The 23906-nt window shown below is 60.1% G+C and carries 19 protein-coding genes; 16 read left to right on the top strand and 3 right to left on the bottom strand.

What is annotated here, in order from left to right:
• Nucleotides 1-22 precede the first annotated feature (22 nt).
• The 14 genes from ACZ5WW_RS11740 to ACZ5WW_RS11675 are packed head-to-tail and all read left to right on the top strand — an operon-like array spanning nucleotide 23 to nucleotide 18818.
• Nucleotides 23-1207 (top strand): sialidase family protein, encoded by a 1185-nt coding sequence (locus ACZ5WW_RS11740; protein WP_377170981.1) that lies wholly within the window; start codon nucleotides 23-25, stop codon nucleotides 1205-1207.
• A 16-nt stretch (nucleotides 1208-1223) separates the two neighbouring features.
• The gene (locus ACZ5WW_RS11735) at nucleotides 1224-2468 is read left to right on the top strand and encodes a hypothetical protein (RefSeq protein ID WP_377170984.1); all 1245 of its coding nucleotides are present in this window, start codon (nucleotides 1224-1226) and stop codon (nucleotides 2466-2468) included.
• Between the two features lie 37 nt (nucleotides 2469-2505).
• Nucleotides 2506-3513: a Gfo/Idh/MocA family protein gene (locus ACZ5WW_RS11730; protein ID WP_377170986.1), complete on the top strand. Its 1008-nt coding sequence runs from the start codon at nucleotides 2506-2508 to the stop codon at nucleotides 3511-3513.
• Nucleotides 3510-4547, top strand: a complete 1038-nt coding sequence (locus ACZ5WW_RS11725) for an alkaline phosphatase D family protein (protein ID WP_377170988.1) — start codon at nucleotides 3510-3512, stop codon at nucleotides 4545-4547. The genes ACZ5WW_RS11730 and ACZ5WW_RS11725 overlap by 4 nt, the downstream gene beginning before the upstream one ends.
• A gap of 3 nt (nucleotides 4548-4550) precedes the next feature.
• Complete coding sequence (locus ACZ5WW_RS11720) at nucleotides 4551-6665, top strand: PSD1 and planctomycete cytochrome C domain-containing protein (protein ID WP_377170989.1); 2115 nt, start codon at nucleotides 4551-4553, stop codon at nucleotides 6663-6665.
• 57 nt (nucleotides 6666-6722) lie between these two features.
• Nucleotides 6723-8060, top strand: a complete 1338-nt coding sequence (locus tag ACZ5WW_RS11715; RefSeq protein WP_377170991.1) for a DUF1501 domain-containing protein — start codon at nucleotides 6723-6725, stop codon at nucleotides 8058-8060.
• 4 nt (nucleotides 8061-8064) lie between these two features.
• Entirely contained in the window at nucleotides 8065-9546 is a 1482-nt protein-coding gene (locus ACZ5WW_RS11710) for a DUF1501 domain-containing protein (RefSeq protein WP_377170993.1), read from the top strand.
• 42 nt (nucleotides 9547-9588) lie between these two features.
• On the top strand, nucleotides 9589-11406 hold the full coding sequence (locus ACZ5WW_RS11705; RefSeq protein ID WP_377170995.1) for a DUF1549 and DUF1553 domain-containing protein: 1818 nt from the start codon (nucleotides 9589-9591) through the stop codon (nucleotides 11404-11406).
• Between the two features lie 13 nt (nucleotides 11407-11419).
• Nucleotides 11420-12805 carry a DUF1501 domain-containing protein gene (locus tag ACZ5WW_RS11700; protein ID WP_377170997.1) on the top strand — a complete coding sequence of 462 codons (1386 nt, stop codon included), beginning with the start codon at nucleotides 11420-11422 and terminating at the stop codon, nucleotides 12803-12805.
• Nucleotides 12806-12830: 25 nt separating this feature from the next.
• The gene (locus tag ACZ5WW_RS11695) at nucleotides 12831-13949 is read left to right on the top strand and encodes a lactonase family protein (RefSeq protein WP_377170999.1); all 1119 of its coding nucleotides are present in this window, start codon (nucleotides 12831-12833) and stop codon (nucleotides 13947-13949) included.
• Between the two features lie 56 nt (nucleotides 13950-14005).
• Nucleotides 14006-15442: a Gfo/Idh/MocA family protein gene (locus tag ACZ5WW_RS11690; RefSeq protein WP_377171001.1), complete on the top strand. Its 1437-nt coding sequence runs from the start codon at nucleotides 14006-14008 to the stop codon at nucleotides 15440-15442.
• Nucleotides 15443-15459: 17 nt separating this feature from the next.
• Nucleotides 15460-16371 (top strand): aminotransferase class IV, encoded by a 912-nt coding sequence (locus tag ACZ5WW_RS11685; RefSeq protein WP_377171003.1) that lies wholly within the window; start codon nucleotides 15460-15462, stop codon nucleotides 16369-16371.
• Between the two features lie 3 nt (nucleotides 16372-16374).
• On the top strand, nucleotides 16375-17361 hold the full coding sequence (locus ACZ5WW_RS11680) for a Kelch repeat-containing protein (protein ID WP_377171005.1): 987 nt from the start codon (nucleotides 16375-16377) through the stop codon (nucleotides 17359-17361).
• A 32-nt stretch (nucleotides 17362-17393) separates the two neighbouring features.
• Nucleotides 17394-18818, top strand: a complete 1425-nt coding sequence (locus ACZ5WW_RS11675; RefSeq protein WP_377171007.1) for a hypothetical protein — start codon at nucleotides 17394-17396, stop codon at nucleotides 18816-18818.
• A 7-nt stretch (nucleotides 18819-18825) separates the two neighbouring features.
• Here ACZ5WW_RS11675 and ACZ5WW_RS11670 read toward each other — a convergent pair whose 3' ends face one another.
• Nucleotides 18826-19191: a hypothetical protein gene (locus ACZ5WW_RS11670; protein WP_377171009.1), complete on the bottom strand. Its 366-nt coding sequence runs from the start codon at nucleotides 19189-19191 to the stop codon at nucleotides 18826-18828.
• A 93-nt stretch (nucleotides 19192-19284) separates the two neighbouring features.
• Here ACZ5WW_RS11670 and ACZ5WW_RS11665 point away from each other — a divergent pair, with 93 nt between their 5' ends.
• A complete protein-coding gene (locus ACZ5WW_RS11665) occupies nucleotides 19285-20223 on the top strand; it encodes a glycoside hydrolase family protein (protein ID WP_377171011.1) in 939 nt (312 codons plus the stop codon).
• The gene (locus ACZ5WW_RS11660) at nucleotides 20220-21560 is read left to right on the top strand and encodes a neutral/alkaline non-lysosomal ceramidase N-terminal domain-containing protein (RefSeq protein WP_377171014.1); all 1341 of its coding nucleotides are present in this window, start codon (nucleotides 20220-20222) and stop codon (nucleotides 21558-21560) included. The genes ACZ5WW_RS11665 and ACZ5WW_RS11660 overlap by 4 nt, the downstream gene beginning before the upstream one ends.
• Nucleotide 21561: 1 nt before the next feature.
• On the opposite strand, the gene ACZ5WW_RS11655 is transcribed toward ACZ5WW_RS11660, so the two are convergent.
• Both ACZ5WW_RS11655 and ACZ5WW_RS11650 read right to left on the bottom strand, forming a co-directional pair.
• Nucleotides 21562-22266, bottom strand: coding sequence for a 3-keto-disaccharide hydrolase (locus ACZ5WW_RS11655; protein ID WP_377171017.1), 705 nt, complete (start codon nucleotides 22264-22266; stop codon nucleotides 21562-21564).
• Complete coding sequence (locus ACZ5WW_RS11650) at nucleotides 22263-23708, bottom strand: amidohydrolase family protein (RefSeq protein ID WP_377171019.1); 1446 nt, start codon at nucleotides 23706-23708, stop codon at nucleotides 22263-22265. The genes ACZ5WW_RS11655 and ACZ5WW_RS11650 overlap by 4 nt, the downstream gene beginning before the upstream one ends.
• Nucleotides 23709-23906: the final 198 nt, after the last annotated feature.

Genomic DNA, 23906 nt, shown 5'->3' with positions numbered 1-23906 from the left:
GGAGTTGCCCGTTTGCCTTCCTATGCATCTTCGCGCCATCGGTCTTCTTATCCCTCTGCTGCTCACGTCCGCTTTTGCCCAGACCGGGCTGCAAAAGAAGGACGTCGTTCTTGCACCGCCGAAAAACCTCAAGACCAAGCTCGCTCCGGGCTATGCCATCCCTGTCGTCGATATCAGCGGAGACAAGGAACGTCAGGTCATCGTGGACCGGGAGAAAGGCCAGTACCTAGGCCACCCCACCACGCTCCTGCTTGAGGACAACAAGACGATGCTCATCGTCTATCCCAAAGGCCACGGGCGTGGCCCCATCGTTTACAAGCGCAGCACCGACACCGGTCTTACTTGGAGCGACCGTCTGCCCACGCCAGAATCATGGAAGACCTCCATGGAAGTGCCCACGCTGCATCGTGTGGTCGATGCCAGCGGCAAAAAGCGCATCATCATGTTCAGCGGCCTTCACCCCATCCGCATGGCCGTCACCGAAGACGATGGCGCCAGCTGGAGCGAACTCGCTCCCATCGGCAACTTCGGCGGCATTGTCACCATGGGCACGGTGATCGATCTGAAAACTCCCGGTCACTACCTCGCCTTCTTCCATGACGATGGCCGCTTCATTCGTGGTGCTCCCGCCAAGGCCTGGCGCTTCTGGGTTTACACCACGCTTTCCAAAGACGGCGGCCTCACTTGGAGCGCGCCAACGCCCATTGCCATGCTGCCAGACGCCAACCTCTGCGAGCCTGGCGCGTTGCGCTCTCCCGATGGCAAACAGATCGCTGTCCTGCTCCGTGAAAACTCTCGCAAGTACAACTCCTTCGTCATCTTCTCCAACGATGAAGGCCAGACCTGGACGGAGCCCAAGGAACTGCCCGCCGCTCTGACGGGGGATCGCCACGTCGCCAAATACACGCCCGATGGCCGCCTCTTCATCAGCTTCCGTGACACCACCCACGTCAGCCCCACCAAAGGCGACTGGGTTGGCTGGGTGGGCAAATACGAGGACATCGTCAATGGTGCGGAGGGCCAGTATCGCGTCCGTATCATGGACAATACCAAAGGCGCCGACTGCACCTATCCCGGCATCGAAGTTCTTCCAGACGGCACCATCGTCACCACCACCTACGGTCATTGGACCGAAGGCGAGGCTCCATACATCGTCAGTGTCCGCTTCAAGCTAGCAGAGCTCGATGCCAAAGCCGCGAAAAAATAAACATCCTTTTTTAATCATGACTTCTCCCGCCACCCGCCGTCATTTCCTTTCCACACTTGCCTTGGGCTCCCTGGCCGCACGTGGGCAGGAGGCTCCAAAGTATCCGCCAACACGCGTCATCACCCAAGGCCCCGGCTTCCACTGGTTCGGCTATTACGACAAGCTCCAGTTCTCCCCGGACAACCGCTTTGTGCTCAGCAACAAAGTCAGCTTCGAACATCGCTCCCCTACCGCCGATGATGAGATCGAAGTCGGCATGGTCGATCTCCAGGACAACGACAAATGGATTCCCCTCGGCAAGAGCCGCGCCTGGTGCTGGCAGCAGGGCTGCATGCTGCAGTGGATTCCGGGCAACGAATTCAAGGTCATCTGGAACGACCGCGAGAAGGATCAATTTGTGAGCCACATTCTCGATGTCAAAACCGGCGAAAAGCACACGCTGCCCAGTCCTATCTACTCGCTGGCTCCCAATGGCAAAGAGGCTGTGAGCTGTGACTTTGCCCGTGTGGCAGACTGCCGCCCCGGCTACGGCTACGCAGGCATCAAAGATCGATTCTTTGACCAGATGGCCCCCGCAGGCAGCGGCGTCACGCATGTGAATCTCGAAACCGGCGCACCCAAGCTGATCGTCTCTCACGAGACTCTTGCCAAGACTGGCACAGTGATGGAAAACCACCCTGACTCCAAGCACCATGCCTACCACCTTCTTGTGGGGCCGGATGGCAAACGCTTCATTATGCTTCACCGCTGGACTCAGCCCAAGGGGGGGCATCTGACACGCTTGATCACGGCAAACATGGATGGCAGCGATCTCCGCATCGTCATTCCGAATGGCTACGCCTCCCACTTCATCTGGCGGGATGCCACCCACATTCTCTCCCAGGCCAAGGACTGGCTCGGCAACAAGGACTGGGGCGACTTCCTCTTTGAAGATAAAGATAGCGGCATCGTCTCGGAGATCGGCCATGGCGTGCTCGACAGCGGAGGCCACCTCACTTACCTCCACAACAACGAGTGGATCCTGAACGACACCTATCCTAAAGGCGTTCGCCGCATCCAGACCCCGCACCTCTACCACATCGCCACAAACAAGCGCATCGACCTCGGTGAATTTCACTCTCCTCGCGAATACACCGGTGAATGGCGCGTGGACAATCACCCCCGCTCCAGTCGCGATGAGCGCTGGGTCTGCATCGACGCTCCGCAGGAGGGCAAAGGCCGCCAGCTTCACCTCATCGACATTCAGGGGCTTCTCACCTGATCAACCCCGGGCCTCCACGACGTAAGATTCACTCCCGATGAAACACGCTCTCTTTATCGCCATCGCATTCCTTGTCTGCACCGCAGACTCCGCATTTTCGCAAGACACACTCAAGCCTCTTCGGGCTGGCATCATCGGCCTCGATACCTCGCACGTGCCGGCGTTCACCAAGCTCTTCAACAACCCCAAGGCCGATGGCGATCTCGCTGGCATCAAGGTGGTGGCAGGCTATCCCGGCGGCACCGACATGCCCGCCAGCAAGGACCGCGTGGCCAAATTCACCGAGCAGGTGCGCGGCATGGGGGTGGAGATCGTGGACTCCATTCCAAAGCTGCTCGAAAAGGTGGACGTCGTGCTCATTGAGAGCGTCGATGGCCGCATCCATCTGAAGGAGGCGCGGGAGGTCTTTAAATCCGGCAAGCTCGTCTATATCGACAAGCCCCTCGCAGGCACTCTCCCGGAGACTATCGCACTCTTTGAGCTTGCGAAGAAACACAAGGTGAAGACCTGGTCGAGCTCATCGTCACGCTTTGGTGCGGATCTTCTCGCTCTGAAAGGGAACGAGGAAATTGGCGACATCCTGGGCGTCACCACATGGGGGCCATGCTCCTACCAAAGCGGCACGCCGGATCTTTTCTTCTACGCCATCCATGGAATCGAGTCGCTCTTCACTCTCATGGGCACCGGCTGTGAAACGGTTTCCCGAAGCAAAGGACCTGTCACCGATCAAGTCACCGGCATGTGGAAAGACGGCCGCATCGGCACCTACCGTGGCATCGTGCGTGGAAAGTCTGAATTCGGTGCCATAGTCTATGGCAGCAAGGGCGTGCGTCAGGGAGCCAAAACGATCAGCTACGAGGCACTGTGCCGCCAGATCGGCAAATTCTTCCGCACCGGCGAGCCTCCAGTGAGCGAGGCCGAGACGATCGAAATCTTCACCTTCATGGAGGCTGCGGATGAGAGCCTGCGCCAGGGCGGCAAACCCGTGGCACTGGCGGAGGTGCTGGCAAAGGCGAAGGAGGAGGCTGCGAAACTGGTGCCATGAATTCTTCCCACACTCCGCTCTCCGGCATCAACAGCCGCCGCCGCTTTCTGGCGGGTCTTCCCGCCATCGGATTGATCGCCGCCCACGCGGCCGATGAAGCCCCCTTGCAGGACATCGTCTTTGGCTCCTGTCTGGACACGCACGATCACCCCATGCTCGATCGCACGCTGACCCTGCCGCGCGATCTTTTCATCTTCATGGGAGACAATGTCTATGCCGACAAAGGCGGCATCCCCATGATGCAGGAAAAGTACACGCTGCTCAAAAACAGCCGCTTTTTCAAAGGCCTCAAAAACAAGCCCATCCTCGCCACCTGGGACGATCACGACTTTGGCGAAAACGACGGCGGTGGCAGCTATCCGCATAAAAAGGAGGCCCAGGTGGAGTTCTGGAACTGGTTGGATGAGCCCGCATCTTCGCCACGTCGTCAGCAGGAGGGAGTTTATCAGGCCCAGACTTTTGGCCCTGCCGGGAAACGTGTGCAGGTGGTCCTCCTAGACACGCGTTATTTCCGCAGTCCCCTCAAAAAGGTGCCGAAGGACAAGGCCATGCTCGGCGGTTCCTACGTGCCCACGGACGACACCTCCACGACCATGCTCGGTGCCGCACAGTGGAGCTGGCTCGCGCAGATCCTCCAGCAGCCCGCCGATCTCCGTATCATCGTGTCCAGCATCCAGTTTGCCCCGGAGGCCCATGGAGGCGAATGCTGGGCCAACATGCCTCACGAGCAGCAGCGGCTGCTGAAGCTCCTGCAGGGGCAGACCTCAGTCATCCTGAGCGGCGACCGCCACTGGTGCGAGTTCTCACATAACGGCGTTTATGACTTCACCTCCAGTTCCATGACGCAGAAGCACCCGCGCGGCTCTCCCACACCGAACAAGTTCCGCTGCGTCTCCAAGACTTATCATCTTCCCAATGTCGGCCAGCTTCACATCGACTGGTCCGCCGCCACGCTCACGGCAAAAATATTCGGCACCGAAGGTGACGCCAAAATAGAGCAGACGCTGGCTTTCAAAGATCTCAAAGTGACCTAGCGAATGCGCCTCGTCATTCCATTCGTGCTTGCAGCCTCCAGCAGCGTTCTCGCCGCGGAGGCGCGCGTGGAATTCAACCGCGACATCCGCCCCATCCTGGCCTCCAAATGCTACGCGTGCCACGGCCCCGATGAAGACAAGCGCGAAGCCGACCTCCGCTTGGACGTGCGGGCCGAGGCCGTGAAATCTGCCATCCGGCCCGGCAAGCCTGAGGCGAGCGAACTGTGGAAGCGCATCACCCACACTGATCCTTCGGACGTGATGCCGCCCCCCTCGTCGCCCAAGCAGCTCACCCAGGTGGAACGTGATCTCATCCGTCGCTGGATTGCCGCGGGCGCCGAATACCAGAACCACTGGGCGTTCGAGCCCATCAAGCGCCCGCAGGTTCCAGCCTCCAGCGGCACCAATCCCATCGACGCTTTCATCGAAGCCCGGCTAAGCGCGCACGGCCTCCAGCCTGCGCCCGCTGCCTCGCCCATCACGCTGCTGCACCGCGTTTATCTCGATCTCACCGGCCTGCCGCCAGCTCCCTCAGACCTCTCGGTTCTCACTCATTGGTCTGACAAAACCTACGAGCAGGTCGTGGACCGCCTTCTCGCATCTCCCGCCTTCGGAGAGCGCTGGGCCCGCCACTGGCTCGACATGGCCCGCTACGCTGACTCCAATGGATTTCTTGGCGACGGCCTTCGCCCCAGTGCCTACCTCTATCGCGACTGGGTCATTCGTGCCTTCAATGCCGATCTGCCATTCGATCAATTCACCATTGAGCAGCTCGCTGGTGATCTTCTGCCCAGCCCCACTCTGGACCAGCTCAGAGCCACCGGCTTTCATCGCAATGCTGCGCTGAATACCGAGGCAGGTGTGGACAAGGAAGAGGCGCGCTACCAAAACCTCGTCGATCGCGTCAATACCACCGGCCGCGTCTGGATGGGCCTCACCGTGGGCTGCGCCCAGTGCCACACCCACAAATACGACCCCATCACCATCCGCGACTACTACAGCTTCTACGCCTTCTTTGACAACACCGAGGACCGCGATGAGGCCGGGACCAAGGCGCAGACTCTCGCGGAAGTCACCAAAGACCGCCGCCAGACCTACGTCCACATGGCCGGAGACTACACACGCCGTGGGCCGGATGTCATTCCCGCCAGCCTTTCAGCGCTCCCTTCCATGAAAAAGCCGCTGCAGCCCGAGCCCACGCGTCTCGATCTTGCACGCTGGCTTGTCTCGCCGCAGCATCCGCTCACCAGTCGCGTGGCGGTCAATCACATCTGGAGCAAGCTCTTCGGCTTCGGCCTCGTCCGCACGCCCGATGACTTCGGCACTGCTGGCGAATCTCCTTCGCATCCAGAGCTCCTAGACTGGCTCGCCTCCGAGTTCATGCGCAAGGGCTGGAGCCGTAAGCAGCTCATCAAGCTCATCGTCATGAGCCACACCTACCGTCAGTCCTCCGCTCACCGCGAGGACATCGTTGAAATCGATCCTCTCAACTGCCTCCTCGCCCGCCAGAACCGCATCCGCCTCGATGCCGAAATCCTGCGCGACTCCGCCCTCGCTGTCAGCGGTTTGCTCAAGCCCACCTTGGGTGGCCCCAGCTTTCGCCCTCCGCTGCCGGAGGACGTCTTCGATGTCGGCCGTTCTTCCAACTGGAAAGCCAGCCCGGGAGACGAAATCTACCGCCGCAGCCTCTACATCATCACTCTGCGCAGTGTGCTCTATCCCACGCTCACCACCTTCGATTCGCCCGATGCTGCAGACGCCTGCGTGCGCCGCGAGCGCAGCAATACCCCACTGCAGGCCCTCACGATGATGAATGACGGCGTCTTTGTCGAGGCCGCACGCGCTCTCGCCCTGCGTGCCTTGTCCGAATCTCCACCAGATACCGCAGCTCGTCTGCGGCACCTCTTTAAGCTCGCGCTCAACCGCGCTCCCCGGCCTGAGGAGTTCCAGCGCCTCACCGACTTTCACACCGAGCAAAAAGCTGCGGTAAAAAAAGACGGTGCATCATCCCTGCAGATTCTTGGCGGCACAGCGCCATCAGATCCGGTGGAGGCGGCGACTCTCGTCGCGGTCGCGCGTGTGCTCATGAACCTCGATGAGTTCATCAATCGCGAATAGTCCCGATTCCTCGCATCGTCGTAGCAAAACCTTTCGCCCTGCCGCCGTATAGACCCCATGCTCACTCTCTTTTCCCGTCAGTCTTCCAGCCGCTGCTGCGATGGTCTTTCCCGTCGCTCCTTTCTCCGAGTCGGCGGGCTTGGGCTGGGTGGCCTGAGCCTGCCAGGACTCCTGCGCGCAGAGTCAGAGCTTGGGCGTGGAAAATCACAGAAGGCGCTCATCCTGGTGTATCTACCCGGCGGTCCGCCGCATCAGGACATGTACGATCTGAAAATGGACGCTCCATCGGAGGTGCGCGGTCCCTTCAAGCCCATCGCCACCAATGTTGGCGGCATCCAGATCAGCGAGCACCTGCCGCGCATGGCAAAGATGGCCGACAAGCTCACCTTCATTCGCAGTGTGGTGGGGGCCAAGGACCGACATGAAAGCTTTCAGTGCGTCACCGGCCGCCTCAGCAACAACGCGCCACCCGGCGGCTGGCCGGAGATCGGCAGCGTGGTTTCAAAGCTCAAAGGCGGCGCGCCCACCGTGCCCGGCTATGTGAATCTTTCGCAGCAGATGAAGCACACGCCCTACAATCAGGGGCGCCCGAGTTTCCTTGGCGTGGCTCACGCGCCCTTCATGCCGCTGGAGCGCGGAAAAGAAGACATGTCCCTCAATGGCGTCACGCTCGAGCGCCTGGATGATCGTCGCGGACTGCTCTCCGCCTTCGACAACTTCCGCCGCGAGACCGATGCCTCGGGCACCATGGCTGGCATCGATGTCTTCCGGCAGCAGGCCTACGGCATCCTCACCTCCTCCCAGCTTGTGGATGCACTCGATCTTTCCAAGGAGTCCCCCAAGGTCCGCGAACGCTACGGCAAAGGCACCGCCAAAATCCAGGGCGATGCCGCGCCGCGTCTCAATGAACAGTTCCTGCTCGCCCGCCGTCTCGTCGAGGCTGGTGTGCGCGTGGTCACTCTCAGCTACAGCTTCTGGGACTGGCACGGGCAGAACTTCAAATACGCCCAGGAAAATCTTCCCGACTTCGACCAGGCAATCAGCGCTCTCGTGCAGGATCTGCATGAGCGTGGCATGGACAAGGATGTGACCGTGCTCGCCTGGGGCGAGTTTGGGCGCACGCCGCGCGTCAATGACAAAGGCGGCCGCGACCACTGGCCCGCTGTTTCCTGTGCTCTCCTCGCCGGAGGCGGCATGCAGAATGGGCAGGTCATTGGTGCCACGGACCGGCTCGGCGCGGAGGCCTCGGATCGTCCCGTGCATTTCCAGGAGATCTTCGCCACGCTCTACAACAATCTCGGCATCAATCCTCACACTAGCACAGTGTCGGATTTCTCCGGTCGCCCACACTACCTCGTCGATAACGAGTTTCAGTCGATCAAAGAGCTGGCCTGACCCCATGTCCCCGCAGGAGCTCATCACCCAGACTCGTCGCGATTTTCTCGCCACCAGCTCCTGCGGCCTCGGCACCCTCGCCCTCGCTTCGTTGTTGAAGCAGGATGGCCTCCTCGCGGCTGAGGCCAGCGTCCCGGCCAATCCGCTGGCCACGCGCATGTCCCACTTCGCACCCAAGGCGGAGCGCTGCATCTTCATCTTTCTTGAGGGCGGTCCCTCACAGATGGATCTCTTCGATCCCAAGCCTCTGCTCAACAGATACGATGGTCAGCCGCTGCCCGACTCCATCGTGGGAAATGCCAAGTTTGCCTTCCTGCAAAAGGACACGGCCACCGTCATGGGCACCAGCCGTGTTTTCAAAAAGCACGGCCAGTGCGGCATGGAAATCAGCGATCTGCTTCCTCACATCGCCACCTGCGCGGACGACATCGCCCTGGTGCGCTCCATGCACACCAACCAGTTCAATCATCTCCCTGGCCAGCTCATGCTGAACTGCGGCGAGTCCCGCCTCGGCCGCCCCAGTGTCGGCTCGTGGGTCACCTATGGCCTTGGCAATCTCTCGCAGGACCTGCCTTCCTACGTCGTCATGGTCAGCAAAGGCCGCGGCCTTCCTGGCGGCAGCTCCACCTGGTCCAGTGGTTTCCTACCTTCTTCGTATTCTGGTGTGATGTTCCGTAATGGGGCCTCACCTGTTTTAAATTTGGACAACCCAGACGGCATCACGCCGCAGATGCAGTCCGCCAGCATCCGTGCGCTGAACGATCTCAACCGCCTTCAGCACAAGCACATTGGCGACCCCGAGATCGCCGCGCGCATCAGCAGCTACGAACTCGCCTTCCGCATGCAGAGCGCCGCGCCGGAGCTGGTCGATCTCAAAGGCGAATCCCAGGCCACGCTCGATGCCTATGGCGTGAACCGCATCGAGCCTCCCATCAAGAGCAACCTCGGCGGCATCGGCAACTTCCAGACCTTTTCACGCCATTGCCTCAATGCCCGCCGCATGGTGGAACGCGGCGTCCGCTTCGTAAACATCATCCACGCCTCCTGGGACCATCACAGCTCGCTCGATCCCCAGCTCGCGCATAATTGCCAAATGGTCGATCAGCCCATCGCCGCCCTTCTCAAAGACCTCAAGCAGCGCGGCCTGCTCGACTCCACCCTCGTCGTCTGGGGCAGCGAATTCGGCCGCACCGCCCTCGGCGAAAACCGCAAGGGCTTCAAGAAGGTCACCGGCCGCGATCACCATCCCTACGCCTTCAGCCTATGGATGGCCGGCGGCGGCATCAAAGGCGGTCAGGTCTATGGCGAGACAGACGACTTCGCCTGGCATGTCGCGCGCGATCCCGTCTCCATTCACGACTTCCACGCCACCATCCTCAACCTCTTTGGGCTCGATCACAACAAGCTCAGCTACCGCTTCCAGGGCCTCGACTTCCGCCTCACCGGTGTGAATCCCGCCAAAGTCGTGAAAGGTCTTCTGGCCTGATTTGAGACCGAAAAAACACCCGGATACCTGCGTAATAGACGGGTGCCTAACGCGTCCTCTCACATCCTCACTCTCTCGCTCCTGCTCTGCGTCACAGCGCAGGCGGCGGCTCCGGCTGTGATTGATTGGAACGCGGCACGCCAGCACTGGTCATTCGTTCCGCCCAAAGTGCAGCCACTGCCAGCGGTGAAAGACGCGTCCTGGCCGCGCGAGCGTGTGGATCACTTCATTCTCGCGCAGATGGAAAAGCGTTCTCTCACGCCGGCCGCTCCGGCAGATGCACGCACGCTGATCCGCCGTGTCACTCTGGACCTCACCGGCCTGCCGCCGACTCCTGAGGAGGTGGCTGCGTTTGTGGCGGACACCCGGCCAGATGCTTACGCACGGCTGGTGGATGGTCTGCTCGGGCGTCGCGCCTTTGGCGAGCGCATGGCAAGCCTGTGGCTCAATCTCGCCCGTTATGCCGAGGACCAGGCGCATCAGGTGGGCAACAACTCCACGCTCAACTATCCGAATGCCTGGCGCTACCGCGACTGGGTCGTTTCCGCGTTCAACTCCGGGCTGCCCTATGATGAGTTCATCAAAAAGCAGCTCGCTGTGGATTTGATCGAACCGCAGAACAAGTCCGATCTGCCCGCTCTCGGCTTTCTAGGGCTGGGGCACAAGCTCTATGCTCGCTCGCGGCTGGATGTGCAGGCGGAGGAGTGGGCTGAAAAGGTGGACGCCGTGTCACAGACCTTTCTCGGCCTCACCGTGGGCTGCGCACGCTGCCATGACCACAAGTTCGACCCCATCACCATGCGCGACTACTATGCGCTCGCCGGTGTCTTCGCCAGCGTGCAGATGGTGAACCTGCGCCCCGATGGCAAGGACGAGGACGGCAAAACAAATGCGGAAAAAATGGATGCTGGAACGCTCCACATCGTGCGGGATGAGTCTTCGCGTGATCTGCCGGTTTATGACCGTGGAGACATGGAGTCTCCCGGCCCCGTCAAGGTGCCTCGTGGTTATCTGCAGGTGCTCAGCAAGAGCGGGCCGGTGAATTTCAAGCAGGGCAGCGGTCGCGGTGAACTGGCGCAGCAGATCGCAAATGCCGCCAATCCGCTCACCGCACGCGTGATAGTGAACCGCTTGTGGGACATGCTCTTTGGAAAGCCGCTCGCACGCACCACCAGCAACTTTGGCTCCACGGGAGACAGGCCTACCCATCCGGAGCTGCTGGATGACCTTGCCCTCCGCTTCGTGCAAAACGGCTGGTCGGTCAAAAAGCTCCTGCGGGAGATTGTGCTCTCCGCCACCTATCGCCAGAGCAGCCTCGGCAGTGAGGCCAATGCGCAGCTCGATCAGGCGAATGAAAACGTCTGGCGCATGGAGCGCCGCCGTTTGAGCATCGAGCAGTATCGCGATGCCGTGCTCGCGGTCTCCGGCGATCTCGACCCCGCAGGCGGAGCCTCGATCGACCTGAGCGCTGCGGACCATCACAAGCGCACGCTTTACACGAAAGTCAGCCGTCGTGAGCTGAACAAGACTCTCATGCTCTTCGATTACCCGGACGCCAACGTGCACGCCGCACGCCGCTCCAGCAGCACCACACCCACGCAGAAGCTGTTTCTCATGAACAGCGACTTCATGATCGGGCAGGCAAAGCGGCTGGCCGCCCGCATTCTGCAAGGTGCGGCGGACGACAGCTCACGCATCCGCCGCATCTATGCCCTCCTCTTTGCCCGAGAACCTCTGGCCGAGGAAGCCGCCCTCGCGCAGGCCTTTGTGCGGGAAACCCCGTCAGACAGCGCGCTGACCGGCTGGGAGCAGCTGGCCCAGGCCCTGCTGGCCTCCAACGAAATGCTTTATGTGGACTGACGCCAGATCTCCGATGAACCGCCGCGAAGCCCTGCAGCGCCTGTCCGCCGGCTTCGGCGCGATCGGTCTCGCCGGCATGCTGGGGGCGCAGGCCAAGGCCGCAGTTCCGCAGCAGGTCACGCCCAAGGCAAAACGGGTGATCTTTCTGTTCATGAACGGTGCGCCCTCGCACATCGACACCTTTGATCCCAAGCCCGCGCTGAAAAAATACGAAGGCCAGCAGCCTTCTGGCAAGCTCTACAAGGCTCCCGTCACCAGCGGCTTCATGTCATCGCCGCTCCAGTTTCACCGCTGCGGTCAGAGCGGCATCGAGGTGAGCGAGAGTCTCCCCCGGCTTGGCAGCATCATCGATGACTGCTGCGTCATCCGCTCCATGCACACCGATGTGCCGAATCATGAACCCGCGCTGCTCATGATGAACACCGGCAACATCCAGCCCATCCGTCCATCACTCGGTTCGTGGGTATTGTACGGCCTGGGCAGTGAAAATGAAAACCTGCCGGGCTTCGTCGTGCTGCGGCCCACGCCGAACATCGTGGTGGGGCCGGCCCTTTGGAGCAATTCATTCCTGCCTGCCGAGTTTCAGGCCACCGGCGTCATCACGTCAGACATGAATGTGGACAAGCTTATTGCCAACGTGCGCAACCCTCTGCTCAGCGCCAAGCAGCAGCGCCGGCAGATCGATCTCATCCAGCACTTTAACCGGCTCCATGCCTCACGCCGTGACAATGACTCGGCGCTTGATGCGCAGATCAAATCCATGGAAACTGCCTATCGGATGCAAAGCGCCGCCAGCGATGCCTTCGACATCAGCCGTGAGCCTGCCAAAATGCGCGAGCTGTATGGTGACACCCCGTTTGGCCGCTCCTGCCTGCTCGCACGGCGGCTGGCAGAGTCCGGCGTGCGCTACATCAGTGTCTATTACACCAGCAGCAACAACCAGCCCTGGGACACTCACAGCGACCATTACAAGCGCCACCCCGAACTCTGCGCCGACAGTGACCGCGCCTCCGCCGCTCTCATCAGCGACCTGAAGCAGCGCGGCCTCCTGGATGACACCCTCGTGGTCTGGACCGGCGAGTTTGGCCGCACTCCTTACGCGCAGGAAAACCAGGACAAGAACAAGAAGACAGATCCGATGAAGCGCGGTCGGGATCATCACCACACCGCTTTCAGCACATTGCTGGCCGGTGGAGGCATCAAAGGTGGCCTTGCCTACGGAGCTTCGGACGAACTCGGCATGAACGCCGTCGAAAAAAAGGTTCACGTTCACGATCTGCATGCCACCATTCTGCATCAGCTCGGCCTTGACCATGAGCAGCTCACCTACCGTTACGCCGGTCGTGATTTCCGCCTGACAGACGTGTATGGCGATGTGGTCACAGACATTCTTGCCTGAGATTTTTTATTTTATGCGTCATCTCATGTCATTTCTTACGGGGGTGCTGTGCATGTGCTCCGGCGGTCTTCCCGGTGCGGAGCCTCTCGTTTTCATCTCCGCCTTTGCTTCGGGAGAAAAGGCAGGCATTCACTCGTTTCGCTTTGACTCAGCGACGGGCACCCTGCAGCCACTGCATCGCACGGCTGACATTCAGAATCCGTTCTTCCTCGCGGTCTCGCCCGATCAACGGTTCCTCTATGCGATCAATGCCGAGAGTTTTGGCGGTGCGGACGATGAGTTTGTGGCAGCCTATGCACTGGATGGCCGAGATGGCCGGTTGAAGCGTCTGAATCAGCATTCTGCACGAGGGACTGCTTCGTGCTACCTCGATGTCGATGCCACAGGCAAGACGGTGGCGGTGGCAAACTATGCGTCCGGAAGTGTGGCCTCGCTGCCGGTAAAGGAGGATGGTTCGCTAGGCGAGGCGGTTTCGTTTGTGCAGCACAGCGGCTCGGGTGCCGATCCCGTGCGCCAAAAGGGGCCGAATGCACACTGCATCGTGATCAGTCCAGACAATCGCTTCGCCCTGGCTGCCGATCTGGGCATTGACAAAATATTGATTTATCAGCTCGATGCGGCCGCGGCCAGACTCACGCCGAACGATGCCCAGCCCTTCGTGAAGATGAGGCCTGCATCCGGCCCGCGCCACATCACGTTTCATCCCAACGGCAGGCATGTGTATGTGATCAACGAGCTGGCAAACACGGTGACGTGTTTCGATTACGCCGCCGACTCCGGCATGCTCACAGAGCGCCAGACCCTCTCCACGCTTCCTGCCGGATTCACTGGCAAAAGCCATACGGCGGACTTGAAAATCACCCCCGATGGCAAGTTCCTCTACGGTACCAACAGAGGGCACGACAGCATCGCATCCTACCGCATCGCAGAGAATGGCATGCTGACACTCCTTTCTATCGATCCCAGCCTCGGCAAAGGGCCGCAGAATCTGCTGATCACCCCGGATGGTCGCTGGCTCCTCTGCGCCAACATGCCTGGAAATTCCGTGGTCGTGTTTAGGATTGATGCAGCAAATGGCAATCTCGCCGCGACAGGCGCTCCTGTCGCGATGCCCATGCCGTCTTGCATTCGCTGGGCAAAGTGAAGTTTTGTGCGTGCAGGTGCTCAGAGCAGCTCTGCGGCTCCGTATAACATCGCACTATGAACCATCTCACGCGCCGCCGCTTTTTTGAAGACTCACTCATGGCCGCGGCGGCTGTGAGTCTCCCCGCACCTCTTTTTTCTGCAGAGAGCAAAGCCGTCAGCGCGAATGAGAAAATCACCGCTGCCATCATTGGCTGCGGCATCCGCGGCAAGGCCCATGCCAAAGAGCTGGTGCGCATACCCGACTGCGATGTGGCCTATGTCTGCGATCCTGATCTGGACCGGGCGGACGAGGTGGGTGAGATCCTGGTGCAGGCCAAGCGGTCGATGCCGAAGAAGGTTCAGGATTTGCGAAAGGTGCTGGAAGACAAGGCGGTGGATGTCGTCTTCATCGCTTCGCCGAATCACTGGCACTCGCTCTCCGCCATATGGGCCATGCAGGCCGGCAAAGATGTGTATGTGGAGAAGCCCGTCAGCCACAATGTCGTCGAAGGACGTCGCATGGTGCAGGCCGCGCGCAAGCTGGGCCGCATCTGCCAGGGCGGTACGCAGAACCGCGCCCGTGGTTCTCTGGCTGAAGCCGTGAAGTACATGAGTGAAGGAAAACTTGGCGAGGTGAAACTCGCCAAGAGCATCATCTACGGCGGTCGTGGTTCCATCGGCGGTCCTGTCGAGTGCGCGATGCCGCCGCGTTGTGACTACAATCTCTGGGCCGGACCAGCACCGCTGGAGAAGCTCACACGACCCAAGTTTCACTACGACTGGCATTGGTTCTGGAACACCGGCAGCGGCGAGATCGGCAACAACAACGTCCACTCGCTCGACATCTGCCGTTGGGGCCTCGGTGTCACCGGTCTTGGCCGCAACGTGCTCAGTTATGGTGGCCGCCTCGGCTACACCGATGTGGCCGAGACGCCAAACTCGCAGGTGGGCATCTTCGATTTCGGCGACAAAACCATCATTTCTGAAACCCGTGGTCTGAAAAGCGCGCCCTTTCACCCTGCCATCAAGTCCATGTGGTTCTTCTACGGCAGTGAAGGCATCATTGCCGACACCAGCCTCTACGACCCCAAGGGCAATCTCGTCCGCGCCTTCGAAGGAAAGTCCGAGAACCATTTTGCCAATTTCCTTAACGCCGTGCGCAGTCGTCGGCAAGAAGACCTCAAAGCCGAGATCGAGGAAGGCCATCAAAGCAGCGCCCTCTGCCATATCGCCAACATTTCCTACCGCCTCGGCGCGCAGACCTCGGTCAACGACATCGCCAAGCATCTCGGCGACATCAAAGTTCACGACGACGTCCAGGAGACGCTGGAGCGCACGCGCCACTATCTCGTCGATGCCGGTGTCGAACTCGACAAGACGAAGCTCACGCTCGGCCAGCACCTCCGCGTGGACGGTGGCAAGGAGTCCTTCCTCGATAATGCCGCTGCAAACGCACTGCTCGGCCGTGAGTACCGCGCCCCCTTCCTTCTGCCCAAGGAATCCGAAATCTGAGCTTCCCTCTCCAGGCCATGACCGAACCTCTAGTCTATCTAAATACCGGGTTCGTTCCCGCCTCGCAGGCAAAGCTGAACATCTATGATCTGGGCATCGTCCTCGGTGCCACGCTCACGGAGATGACGCGGACCTTTCATCACCGGCCCTTTCGGGCCGAGGACCACGTCGCCCGTTTGTGCCGCTCCCTGAAGTATTCAGGCATCACGGTGCCGCTTTCTCCGCAGGAAATGCTCACCCTCACCAACGAGCTCGCGGAGGCAAACTGCCGTCTCATCGCTCCGCACGAAGACATCGGCATCGTTCACTTTATCACCCCGGGTGAAAACACTCTGTATGCAGGCAGTGCCGGCGCCGCAGGGCCGCTCACCCCCACCATCTGCATTCATTCCTTTCCGCTGCGCTTCAGCATGTGGCGGCATCTGTTCACGGACGGAGCCCATGTCGTCACGCCATCCATCCGGCACATTCCGCCACAGTGTCTCGAGCCCAAGATGAAAAACCGCAGCCGCCTGCATTGGTGGCTTGCCGACAAGCAGTCCCAGGCGGTTGACCCACGTGCCATCACCCTGCTTCTCGACCTTGATGGCAACGTCACTGAATGCGCGGGTTCCAATTTCGTCATCGTGAAAGGGCGCACAATCATCTCCCCGACCACCCGCAACATCCTCTGGGGCATCAGCCTGCAGACGCTGAAGGAGCTCGCGCCTCAGATCGGCATGGAGTTCATCGAAAAGGATTTCCAGCCTTACGACGTGGTCACTGCGGACGAGGCTTGGCTCACCACCACTCCCTATTGCATGGCTCCTTGCACTCGGATCAACGGCACGCTCATCGCCGATGGCATGCCCGGCCCATGGTTTAAAAAAATGATCGCCGCATGGAGCCAACGTGTCGGGCTCGACATCGAAGCGCAGATCATGACCTGATTTATGAAGCACCTCCTTCCACTGCTGGCCGGAATCATCAGCCTCAATGCCAGTGCTGCCGAGCCTGACTGGGTGCTTGAATCCACCGCTCCATGGCAGGCACGCGATTCCCAGGCCGAGTGGGTCTTCAAAGATCAGCTCTGGATCGGTGGCGGCTGGTTCCAGTCCTTCCAGGACCCGCCGCGCGATGTATGGTCATCTGCTGATGGCAAAGCTTGGAAGCTCATCTCCGCCAACGCCCCCTGGCTGCATAGCGACCTCGCCATGAGCCTCACCTTTCAGGATCGCCTCTGGATAATGGGCGGCTGGTACAAAGGCCGCCTCCCAGGTCATTCAGCCAGCAATCAGGTCTGGTCCTCCGCAGATGGCGCTGCTTGGAATCAAGTCACATCAGGTGCCAGATGGTCCCCGCGCCTCGCCTCCGGCCTCGTCGAGCATCGCGGCAGGATGTGGCTCCTTGGCGGCATTGAGGACTACTACTTTGGCAATGACGCCAGTTTAAAAAATGACGTCTGGTCATCCGCCGATGGCAAAGAGTGGAAACTCGAAACATCGCACGCCACATGGTCCCCACGCGCCTACCATCAGGCCGTTGTTCTGAATGGCAAAATCTACGTCTTAGGCGGCGGCAACTACGTCCCCGGCTACCATGCAAAGAATGATGTCTGGTCATCCGCCGACGGCGTGAACTGGACCTGCGAAACCGCATCCGCTCCGTGGGCCCCGCGTTTGTGGTTCAGCGCAGCAGTCTATCGCGGCCGCATCTGGGTTCTCGGCGGCTGGTCCAAAGAGAAAGACAACCACGGTGACGTCTGGCACAGCGCCGACGGCAAAAACTGGCAGCGCCTAGAAACCAAGACCTGCTGGAAGTCCCGGCACGAGCACTCGGCGCTCGTTTTTCAGGACAAACTCTGGCTCCTCGGCGGCCACGCCCGCCCGCTTTCCAATGAGGTCTGGTTTCTGAATCTCCCAGCCGATTGGAAGCCGTGACAAAATCTTCGCAGAACCTCTGTATTGTTCCCATGCGCACTCTCCTGCTCGCACTCTTTGCCGCCGCATCCCTCCAAGCCGCTGACACTCCCAAGGCATCCCTGATGGCCGGTGCCGCCACCAGCAACATCACGCCACCGCTTGGCAGCGAGGTCGTCGGTGGGTTCCTCCCTTACCCTTGCACACACATTCACGACGAGCTCCATGCCCGCTGTCTCGTGCTTGATGATGGCCAAACCATGCTCGCCCTCGTCATCTGCGATCTCCTCGGCATGCACCGCAGTCTCTGTGTCGCGGCGCGTGAACTGGTCGAAAAAGAAACCGGCATCCCTGCTGCCAATGTCCTCATTTCAGGCACACACACCCATTCGGCAGCCAATGCCATCGGTGGCCCGGTGCGCTTTTACACCTCCGACCTGGAACTCACGGATTACCAGAAATTCGTCGCTCGTCGCATTGCGGATGGCGTGCGCCGTGCCATCACGCTGCTCCGTCCTGCGGAGATCGCCTTCAGCACCGTTAGCATTCCGGAGCATGTCCATATCCGCCGCTGGTTCCTCCAGCCAGACAAGATGCCGCCCAATCCCTTCGGCAAGATCGACAAGGTCAAGATGAACCCCGGCGCTGGCAATCCGGCGCTCATCGAGCCCGCTGGCGAGCCCGATCCCATCGTCTCCTTCATCGCCCTGCGCGAGCCCGGCGGCCGCATGATCTCCGTCTATTCCGCCTACTCCCTCCACTACGTCGGCGGAGTCAAAGACGCAGACATCTCCGCAGACTACTACGGCATGTACTGCGAGGCCCTCAAGCGTCTGCAAGCTGGCGGCACCGAAGACCCGCCCTTCGTTGCCCTCATGGCTAATGGCACCAGCGGCGACGCCAACAACATCAACTTCCGCAATCCTCAGCCGCGCAAAAAGCCCTACGAGCAGATGCGTTATGTCGCCGAAGACATCGCCGCCAAGGTGAACGCAGCCCTTTCCAAGGTCACCTGGCAGAGCAGCGCTCCTCTTGCCGCCCGCTATCGCGAGCTCCCCATCTCCTGGCGCAAGATCGGTCCCGAACTCATCGCCTGGGCCAAGGACACCGAGGCCAAAACCCCACGCATTCAGGGCAAGGCCGACCTCCCACTCGCCTACGCAGGTCGCGTGCAGCGCCTCGCCCAGGCCAGCCCAGAGACCAAGGCTCCCGTGCAGATCTTCCGCATCGGAGACATCTGCATCGGCACCACGCCCACGGAAACCTTTGCCGAAACCGGCGTCGAGTTTCGCAAGCGCAGTCCCTTTGCCAAATCCTTCATGGTGGAGCTCGCCAACGGCTACTACGGTTACATGCCTACGCCGCGCCATTTCGAGCTCGGTGGCTACGAGACCTGGCCCGGCACCAACAACCTCGAGCCTCAGGCCTCCGTGAAAATGATGGATGCCCTGATGGAGATGGCCGCGGAGGTGAAGTGAACGCCCGCTACTTGCGCAGATCTTTCACCAAGCCGGGGCCGTAGAACTTGCTCACACTTGCCACCCCTCCTCCCTGGTAGATCCAATAGCGTCCGGATTGCGCATGGAGATAGACATCATATCCAAAGTAATCAGCGATACCTTTCGGGTAGGGCACGCGATACACCTCATATTCAGGCATTTCCTTTTTTGAAGGGAAGTCCATGGTCTTGTCCAGCGGTAGCTTGCTGACATCCAGATCATTGGGGCCGGATTTGTGATGAATCAAAATCAGGATCATCTCCTCGCTTGGCTTCTGTGTTTTGGCAAAGGACTGGCCGCCCAGGAGCACCAAAATAGCCAGGGTTGTCAGGAAGGTGAATGCCCGGTTCATATACTCTTATGCTTATTTCAGATACAAGAAGGGACAAGTGCAAACTTGCCCGGACAAGTCGGCAGACCAAGGTCGTATGTGCTACCCACTTGCATGAAATGCCGCTTCCTCCTGCTGTTTTCCATCCTCCTCCTGATGGCCGCTCCGCTGTCGGCTGCAGAGATGCGGGGGATGTGGATTTACAAGACGGATGAAATCGCTGCTTCTCCTGAAGCCAGCGATGCCCTTTTCGACTTCTGTGCTCAGCGCCACATCACTGATCTCTTCTGGCAGGTCCATTTCACCAAACTTGAAAACGGTGGCCGTGAACTGAAAAATGCGGCCCCCACGCGCGCCTTCATCCAGCACGCTCACGCTCGCTCGCTCCGCATCCACGCCCTCTTTGGCGATCCCTCTCACACTCTGCGCGCCAAGCACGGCATCGTGCTCGCCAGCGTGGACGGCATCCTCGCCTTCAATCGCGAAGAACCCCGGGACGCACACTTTGACGGTGTGCATCTCGACATCGAGCCTCACGGCCTCCTTCAGTGGAAGAAAGCCGATCCCGCACAGAAGTGCGATCTTCTGACTCAGTTTGTTGAGGTCAATCACAAAGCCGTTTCCCGGGCTCACACGGCGGAGCCCGGCTTGATCTACGGCGTGGACATCGTCTTCTGGCTCGACAAAACCACCCCCGAGGGAAAGCCCGCCTACCCGGTCAACTATCAAGGTGTCGCCAAAGACGCCGCCCAGCACCTGCTCGATTGTGTCGATCACGTCGCCATCATGAGCTACCGCGACACCGCCGAAGGAAAAAACGGCATCGTCTCCCTCGTCGCCAAAACCATCGCCTACGCGGATACCACCAAGGCCAAAGTCTTCGTCGGTGCCAAGATGGCAAACATCGGCCCCAAGATGGAAGGTTTCTACGGCAAGACCGAAACACAGATGATGTCAGCTCTGCGAGCTGTTGATGACACCTACACCTCGCACCCCGGCTACGCCGGTCTCGCTTTCTTCATGTTCGAAGCCTTCAAAATCATGACGCCATGAGATACGCCTTCATTCTCCTTCTCATTCTCCACGCCACCCTGGCCTCCGCCGCATGGCAGGCTGGCGCAGCGAAAGCCGACATCACGCCCACAGAACCTGTCCCTCTCGCTGGCTATGGTGGCAAGACACGCATGTCCCAGCGCGTGGAGCATCCCATATGGCTGAAGGCCCTCGCGCTTAAAGATGAGTCCGGAGCGACATCCGTCCTCGTCACCGCCGACCTCGTCGGCCTGAGCGACAAAATGGTCGCCATCATCGCCAAGGCAGCGCTCGAAAAACACGGCATTCCGCGTGAGCGCCTGGTCCTCAACGCCTCTCATAATCACTCCTGCCCCATCACCGAGGATGTGCTCTGGCTCTATTACGAGCTCACGCCGGAAGAAGCGACGGTGAAGGACCGCTACACCGCCCTGGTTTATGCGAAGTATGCAGAGGTCATCGGCGCCGCCATCGCCAAACTCGCACCCGCAGAGCTCGCCTTTGATCAGGGCCTTGCCGGTGTCGCCGTGAACCGCCGCCGCTCACGCGGTCCTGAGAGCCGCGCCTTAGGTGGGCAGGTCGATCAGGACGTGCCCGTCATCACCGTGAAATCTGGCAACGATCTCAAAGCCATCCTCTTCGGCTACTCCTGCCACACCACCGCTCTCGGCGGCCTCAGCATCAATGGCGACTACGCAGGCTTCGCTCAGCTTGAGCTGGAAAAATCCTTTCCGGGCTCCGTCGCCCTGTTTGTGCAAAACTGCGGCGGCGATGCCAATCCGCTCCCTCGCATTCGCGGCAGGGACATGGAGGCCACCGAACTTGCCCGCATGTATGGCAGCATTCTCGCCGAGGCCGTGCGTCAGGTGCTCACTGGCACGATGACTCCTCTCAGCGGTCCCATTCACGCTGCCATGGGCCGGACAGAGCTTCAACTCCAGCCCGGCATTCCGCTCGATGAACTCAAACAGCGCCTCCCCAATCTCACCGGCATGCCCAGGCGCGAGTTCGAGCACTTCATCCGCCAGTATGAAACCCTCGGCTCGCCACCGGGCCGCGTGCCATATCCCATCCAGGTCTGGCGCTTCGGCTCCGGTTTCCAGTTCATCGCCCTGACTGGCGAGACCGTGGTGGACTACTCCCTCAAGTTCAAAGCCACCTACGGCTGGAACACCACCTGGGTCTGTGGCTACAACAACGACCTCACCAGCTATGTCCCAAGCCACCGCGTCCTCAAAGAGGGCGGCTACGAAGGTATCACCGGCATGTTCGAATATGGCCACCGCGCTCCCTACACTGAAAACGTGGAGGATTTGATCACCACCAAGGTCGGGGAACTTATGCAGCAGAAGAAGTAGCCTACTTCACCACCGGTGCCGTCTGCTCCGGCGTCACCCTGCCTCCCGGCAGTTCCAGAATTCGGATGTTCCGAAAATGAATCTCCGCCCCTTCCGACTCCAGGCACAGGTATCCTTTGCGCACCGTTGACTGGCTGATGCCGTTCACAAACTTCCCGTTGATTGAGAGCTTCACCGTGCCGTCCACGCACACCACGTCATACGTGTTCCATTCGCCCTTGCCTTTGCAGCGCATCTCCCACGACATGCTGCGCTTTCCACGCGGATTGTCCGGCACGCCCTCCAGCCCGTTCGCGCCAAAGAGCTCGCCAGACACATAGCCCGGGTGGTTAGGCAGGCCATCTTTGCCCGGGTGCAGCTTCGGCCACTCCAGCTCCAGCATCTGCACCTCCATGCCCTTGGGCAGATTTCGGCCTGCAGGCACCGCGCCCTCGCTCCATACAAACACGCCGGAATTTCCACCCGCCTCCATGTGCATCCACTCGATGTGCAGGATGAAGTTCTCATACTGTTTTTCGCTGCGCATCACCCCAATGGGCAGCCCCTTGCACACCAGCATCCCGTCTGTGACGCTCCACGTTTCGGGGCTCGTGTTCACATCCACCCAGCCGGTGAGGTCTTTGCCGTTGAAAAGATTGCGCCATTGCGGTGCGTCTTCTGCGAGCAATGCGGTGCCAAGGATGAGGCTTAGAAAGATGGATTTCATGGGTTGATCCTTACAGCGCGCCCTGGACGGGCTTCTTTCACGAGTTTTCCATCAAGCACGACCGGCACGCCGTTCACGATGACATGCGGAATGCCGGCAGAAGCTGTCGTTGGCGACTCAAAGGTGGCGCGGTCGATCACCGTTGCCGGATCAAAAACGGTGATGTCCGCATCCGCTCCGAGAGCGATCCGGCCTTTGCCTTTCATCATCGGAACGTATCCTTCCAGTCGCTGCGCGGGCAGGATCGTCATCTTGGCGAGTGCTTCCATCAGCGGGAGCAGCTTCTTTTCGCGTGAGTAGTGCCCCAGCACGCGTGCGAAGGTCCCTGCGCCGCGCGGATGCCCTTTGCCATCGATGAAGGGAACTCCGTCACTCGCGATCATCACACCCGGATGTGCGATGGCCATCTCCACATTTTCATCCTTCATCATGTAGATGATCACCCAGCCGCCCTCATTGCGGTAACGTTCGAAACTCTCCTGCGTGAGCCGTTCACCTGTCGCTGCCCAGGCGAGATCACCGTAGTCGATCTTGAGATTGGCCTGCCATCCTGGATTGAACATCGCGGACTCCAGCACGGTGGAGGCAGCAGTGTAGGGGTACACCTCCGTGCTGATGTCCATGCCTGCAGCCTTGCTGGCGTCGATGAGTTTTAAAACTTCCCTCATGTCGCCGATGGCGCTGCTGCCGACATGCACGATGTGCAGCGCCGCGCCGGTCGTTTTTGCGGCGTTGATCGCTTCCTCGATTGCGGCGATGCCAAAGGCGCGCGTATGCACATACGCGGGCACTTTGCGCTCTGCTGCGATGCGGAACATGGCCGCAATCTCGCCCGGTGCGGCGGCAGGCGTGTAGTTGATGCCAAACCCAATGCCCAGCGCGCCCTCATCAAGTCCGCGCTTGATCGCATCTCCCATGAGCTTGAGCTCCGCATCCCTCGCCACCTTGTTCGCACCATCAGGCTCAGCGCCGAGTCCGGCGATCTTGGCACGGTTGACCGCCCAGTGCCCGATCTCCATCCCCGGATGAAATGCGGCAAAGCGGGCGGCGATGTGACCGACCGTGGCTCCGTAGTTCAGCGGCGCCGTGTCTTCCATCGCACGATACCATGCCGCCACCGGATACACTCCTGCTTCCAGGTCTAGGACCGTGGTGACGCCATCACAGGCTTTGATCTGCATGTCACCCGTGGTCTGTCCATGCGCATGAAGGTCGATGAAGCCGGGCGCGACCACGTGTCCTTTCACCTCCAGAATTTTTTTGCCGGGCAGTGGCGTGTCGGAGATCGCGGCGATCTTGCCCTCACGAATTCCAATATGACGAACCGCGTCAAGATTGGTCGCCGGATCCATCACGCGGCCGTTGTTAAGCACAAGGTCGAACTCTTCTGCAAAACACAGGCTGATTTGAAAACACACCGCGAAGAGCAAAAACAATTTCATGAGGGGAAAACGGGATGGCGCGAGAATTCCTTCGCCTTGGCGCCTCTGAAAAGGATGCGGGCTGTCATTCTTATGGTGAATGCCGTTTTGGCGCCTTCACGAGACCTCAGGCAACTGAACACGCTTTTAACAGGTGTGTTTAACAGTCCCCCGGGGCTGTGCACAATGTGAACGTAAATATGCTCAAGCGGGGTTCCT

It is taken from the genome of Prosthecobacter fluviatilis (genome assembly GCF_055388355.1).
Note: the sequence above shows the minus strand (reverse complement) of the source record. Positions and strands in the feature narration are given on the sequence as shown.

Coding starts and splice junctions, on each gene's coding strand:
- ACZ5WW_RS11735 (WP_377170984.1), top strand. CDS start 1,224: ATGACTTCTCCCGCCACCCGCCGTCATTTCCTTTCCACACTTGCCTTG.
- ACZ5WW_RS11685 (WP_377171003.1), top strand. CDS start 15,460: ATGACCGAACCTCTAGTCTATCTAAATACCGGGTTCGTTCCCGCCTCG.
- ACZ5WW_RS11690 (WP_377171001.1), top strand. CDS start 14,006: ATGAACCATCTCACGCGCCGCCGCTTTTTTGAAGACTCACTCATGGCC.
- ACZ5WW_RS11695 (WP_377170999.1), top strand. CDS start 12,831: ATGTCATTTCTTACGGGGGTGCTGTGCATGTGCTCCGGCGGTCTTCCC.
- ACZ5WW_RS11675 (WP_377171007.1), top strand. CDS start 17,394: ATGCGCACTCTCCTGCTCGCACTCTTTGCCGCCGCATCCCTCCAAGCC.
- ACZ5WW_RS11660 (WP_377171014.1), top strand. CDS start 20,220: ATGAGATACGCCTTCATTCTCCTTCTCATTCTCCACGCCACCCTGGCC.
- ACZ5WW_RS11715 (WP_377170991.1), top strand. CDS start 6,723: ATGCTCACTCTCTTTTCCCGTCAGTCTTCCAGCCGCTGCTGCGATGGT.
- ACZ5WW_RS11655 (WP_377171017.1), bottom strand. CDS start 22,266: ATGAAATCCATCTTTCTAAGCCTCATCCTTGGCACCGCATTGCTCGCA.
- ACZ5WW_RS11700 (WP_377170997.1), top strand. CDS start 11,420: ATGAACCGCCGCGAAGCCCTGCAGCGCCTGTCCGCCGGCTTCGGCGCG.
- ACZ5WW_RS11665 (WP_377171011.1), top strand. CDS start 19,285: ATGAAATGCCGCTTCCTCCTGCTGTTTTCCATCCTCCTCCTGATGGCC.
- ACZ5WW_RS11720 (WP_377170989.1), top strand. CDS start 4,551: ATGCGCCTCGTCATTCCATTCGTGCTTGCAGCCTCCAGCAGCGTTCTC.
- ACZ5WW_RS11650 (WP_377171019.1), bottom strand. CDS start 23,708: ATGAAATTGTTTTTGCTCTTCGCGGTGTGTTTTCAAATCAGCCTGTGT.
- ACZ5WW_RS11725 (WP_377170988.1), top strand. CDS start 3,510: ATGAATTCTTCCCACACTCCGCTCTCCGGCATCAACAGCCGCCGCCGC.
- ACZ5WW_RS11710 (WP_377170993.1), top strand. CDS start 8,065: ATGTCCCCGCAGGAGCTCATCACCCAGACTCGTCGCGATTTTCTCGCC.
- ACZ5WW_RS11740 (WP_377170981.1), top strand. CDS start 23: ATGCATCTTCGCGCCATCGGTCTTCTTATCCCTCTGCTGCTCACGTCC.
- ACZ5WW_RS11730 (WP_377170986.1), top strand. CDS start 2,506: ATGAAACACGCTCTCTTTATCGCCATCGCATTCCTTGTCTGCACCGCA.
- ACZ5WW_RS11670 (WP_377171009.1), bottom strand. CDS start 19,191: ATGAACCGGGCATTCACCTTCCTGACAACCCTGGCTATTTTGGTGCTC.
- ACZ5WW_RS11680 (WP_377171005.1), top strand. CDS start 16,375: ATGAAGCACCTCCTTCCACTGCTGGCCGGAATCATCAGCCTCAATGCC.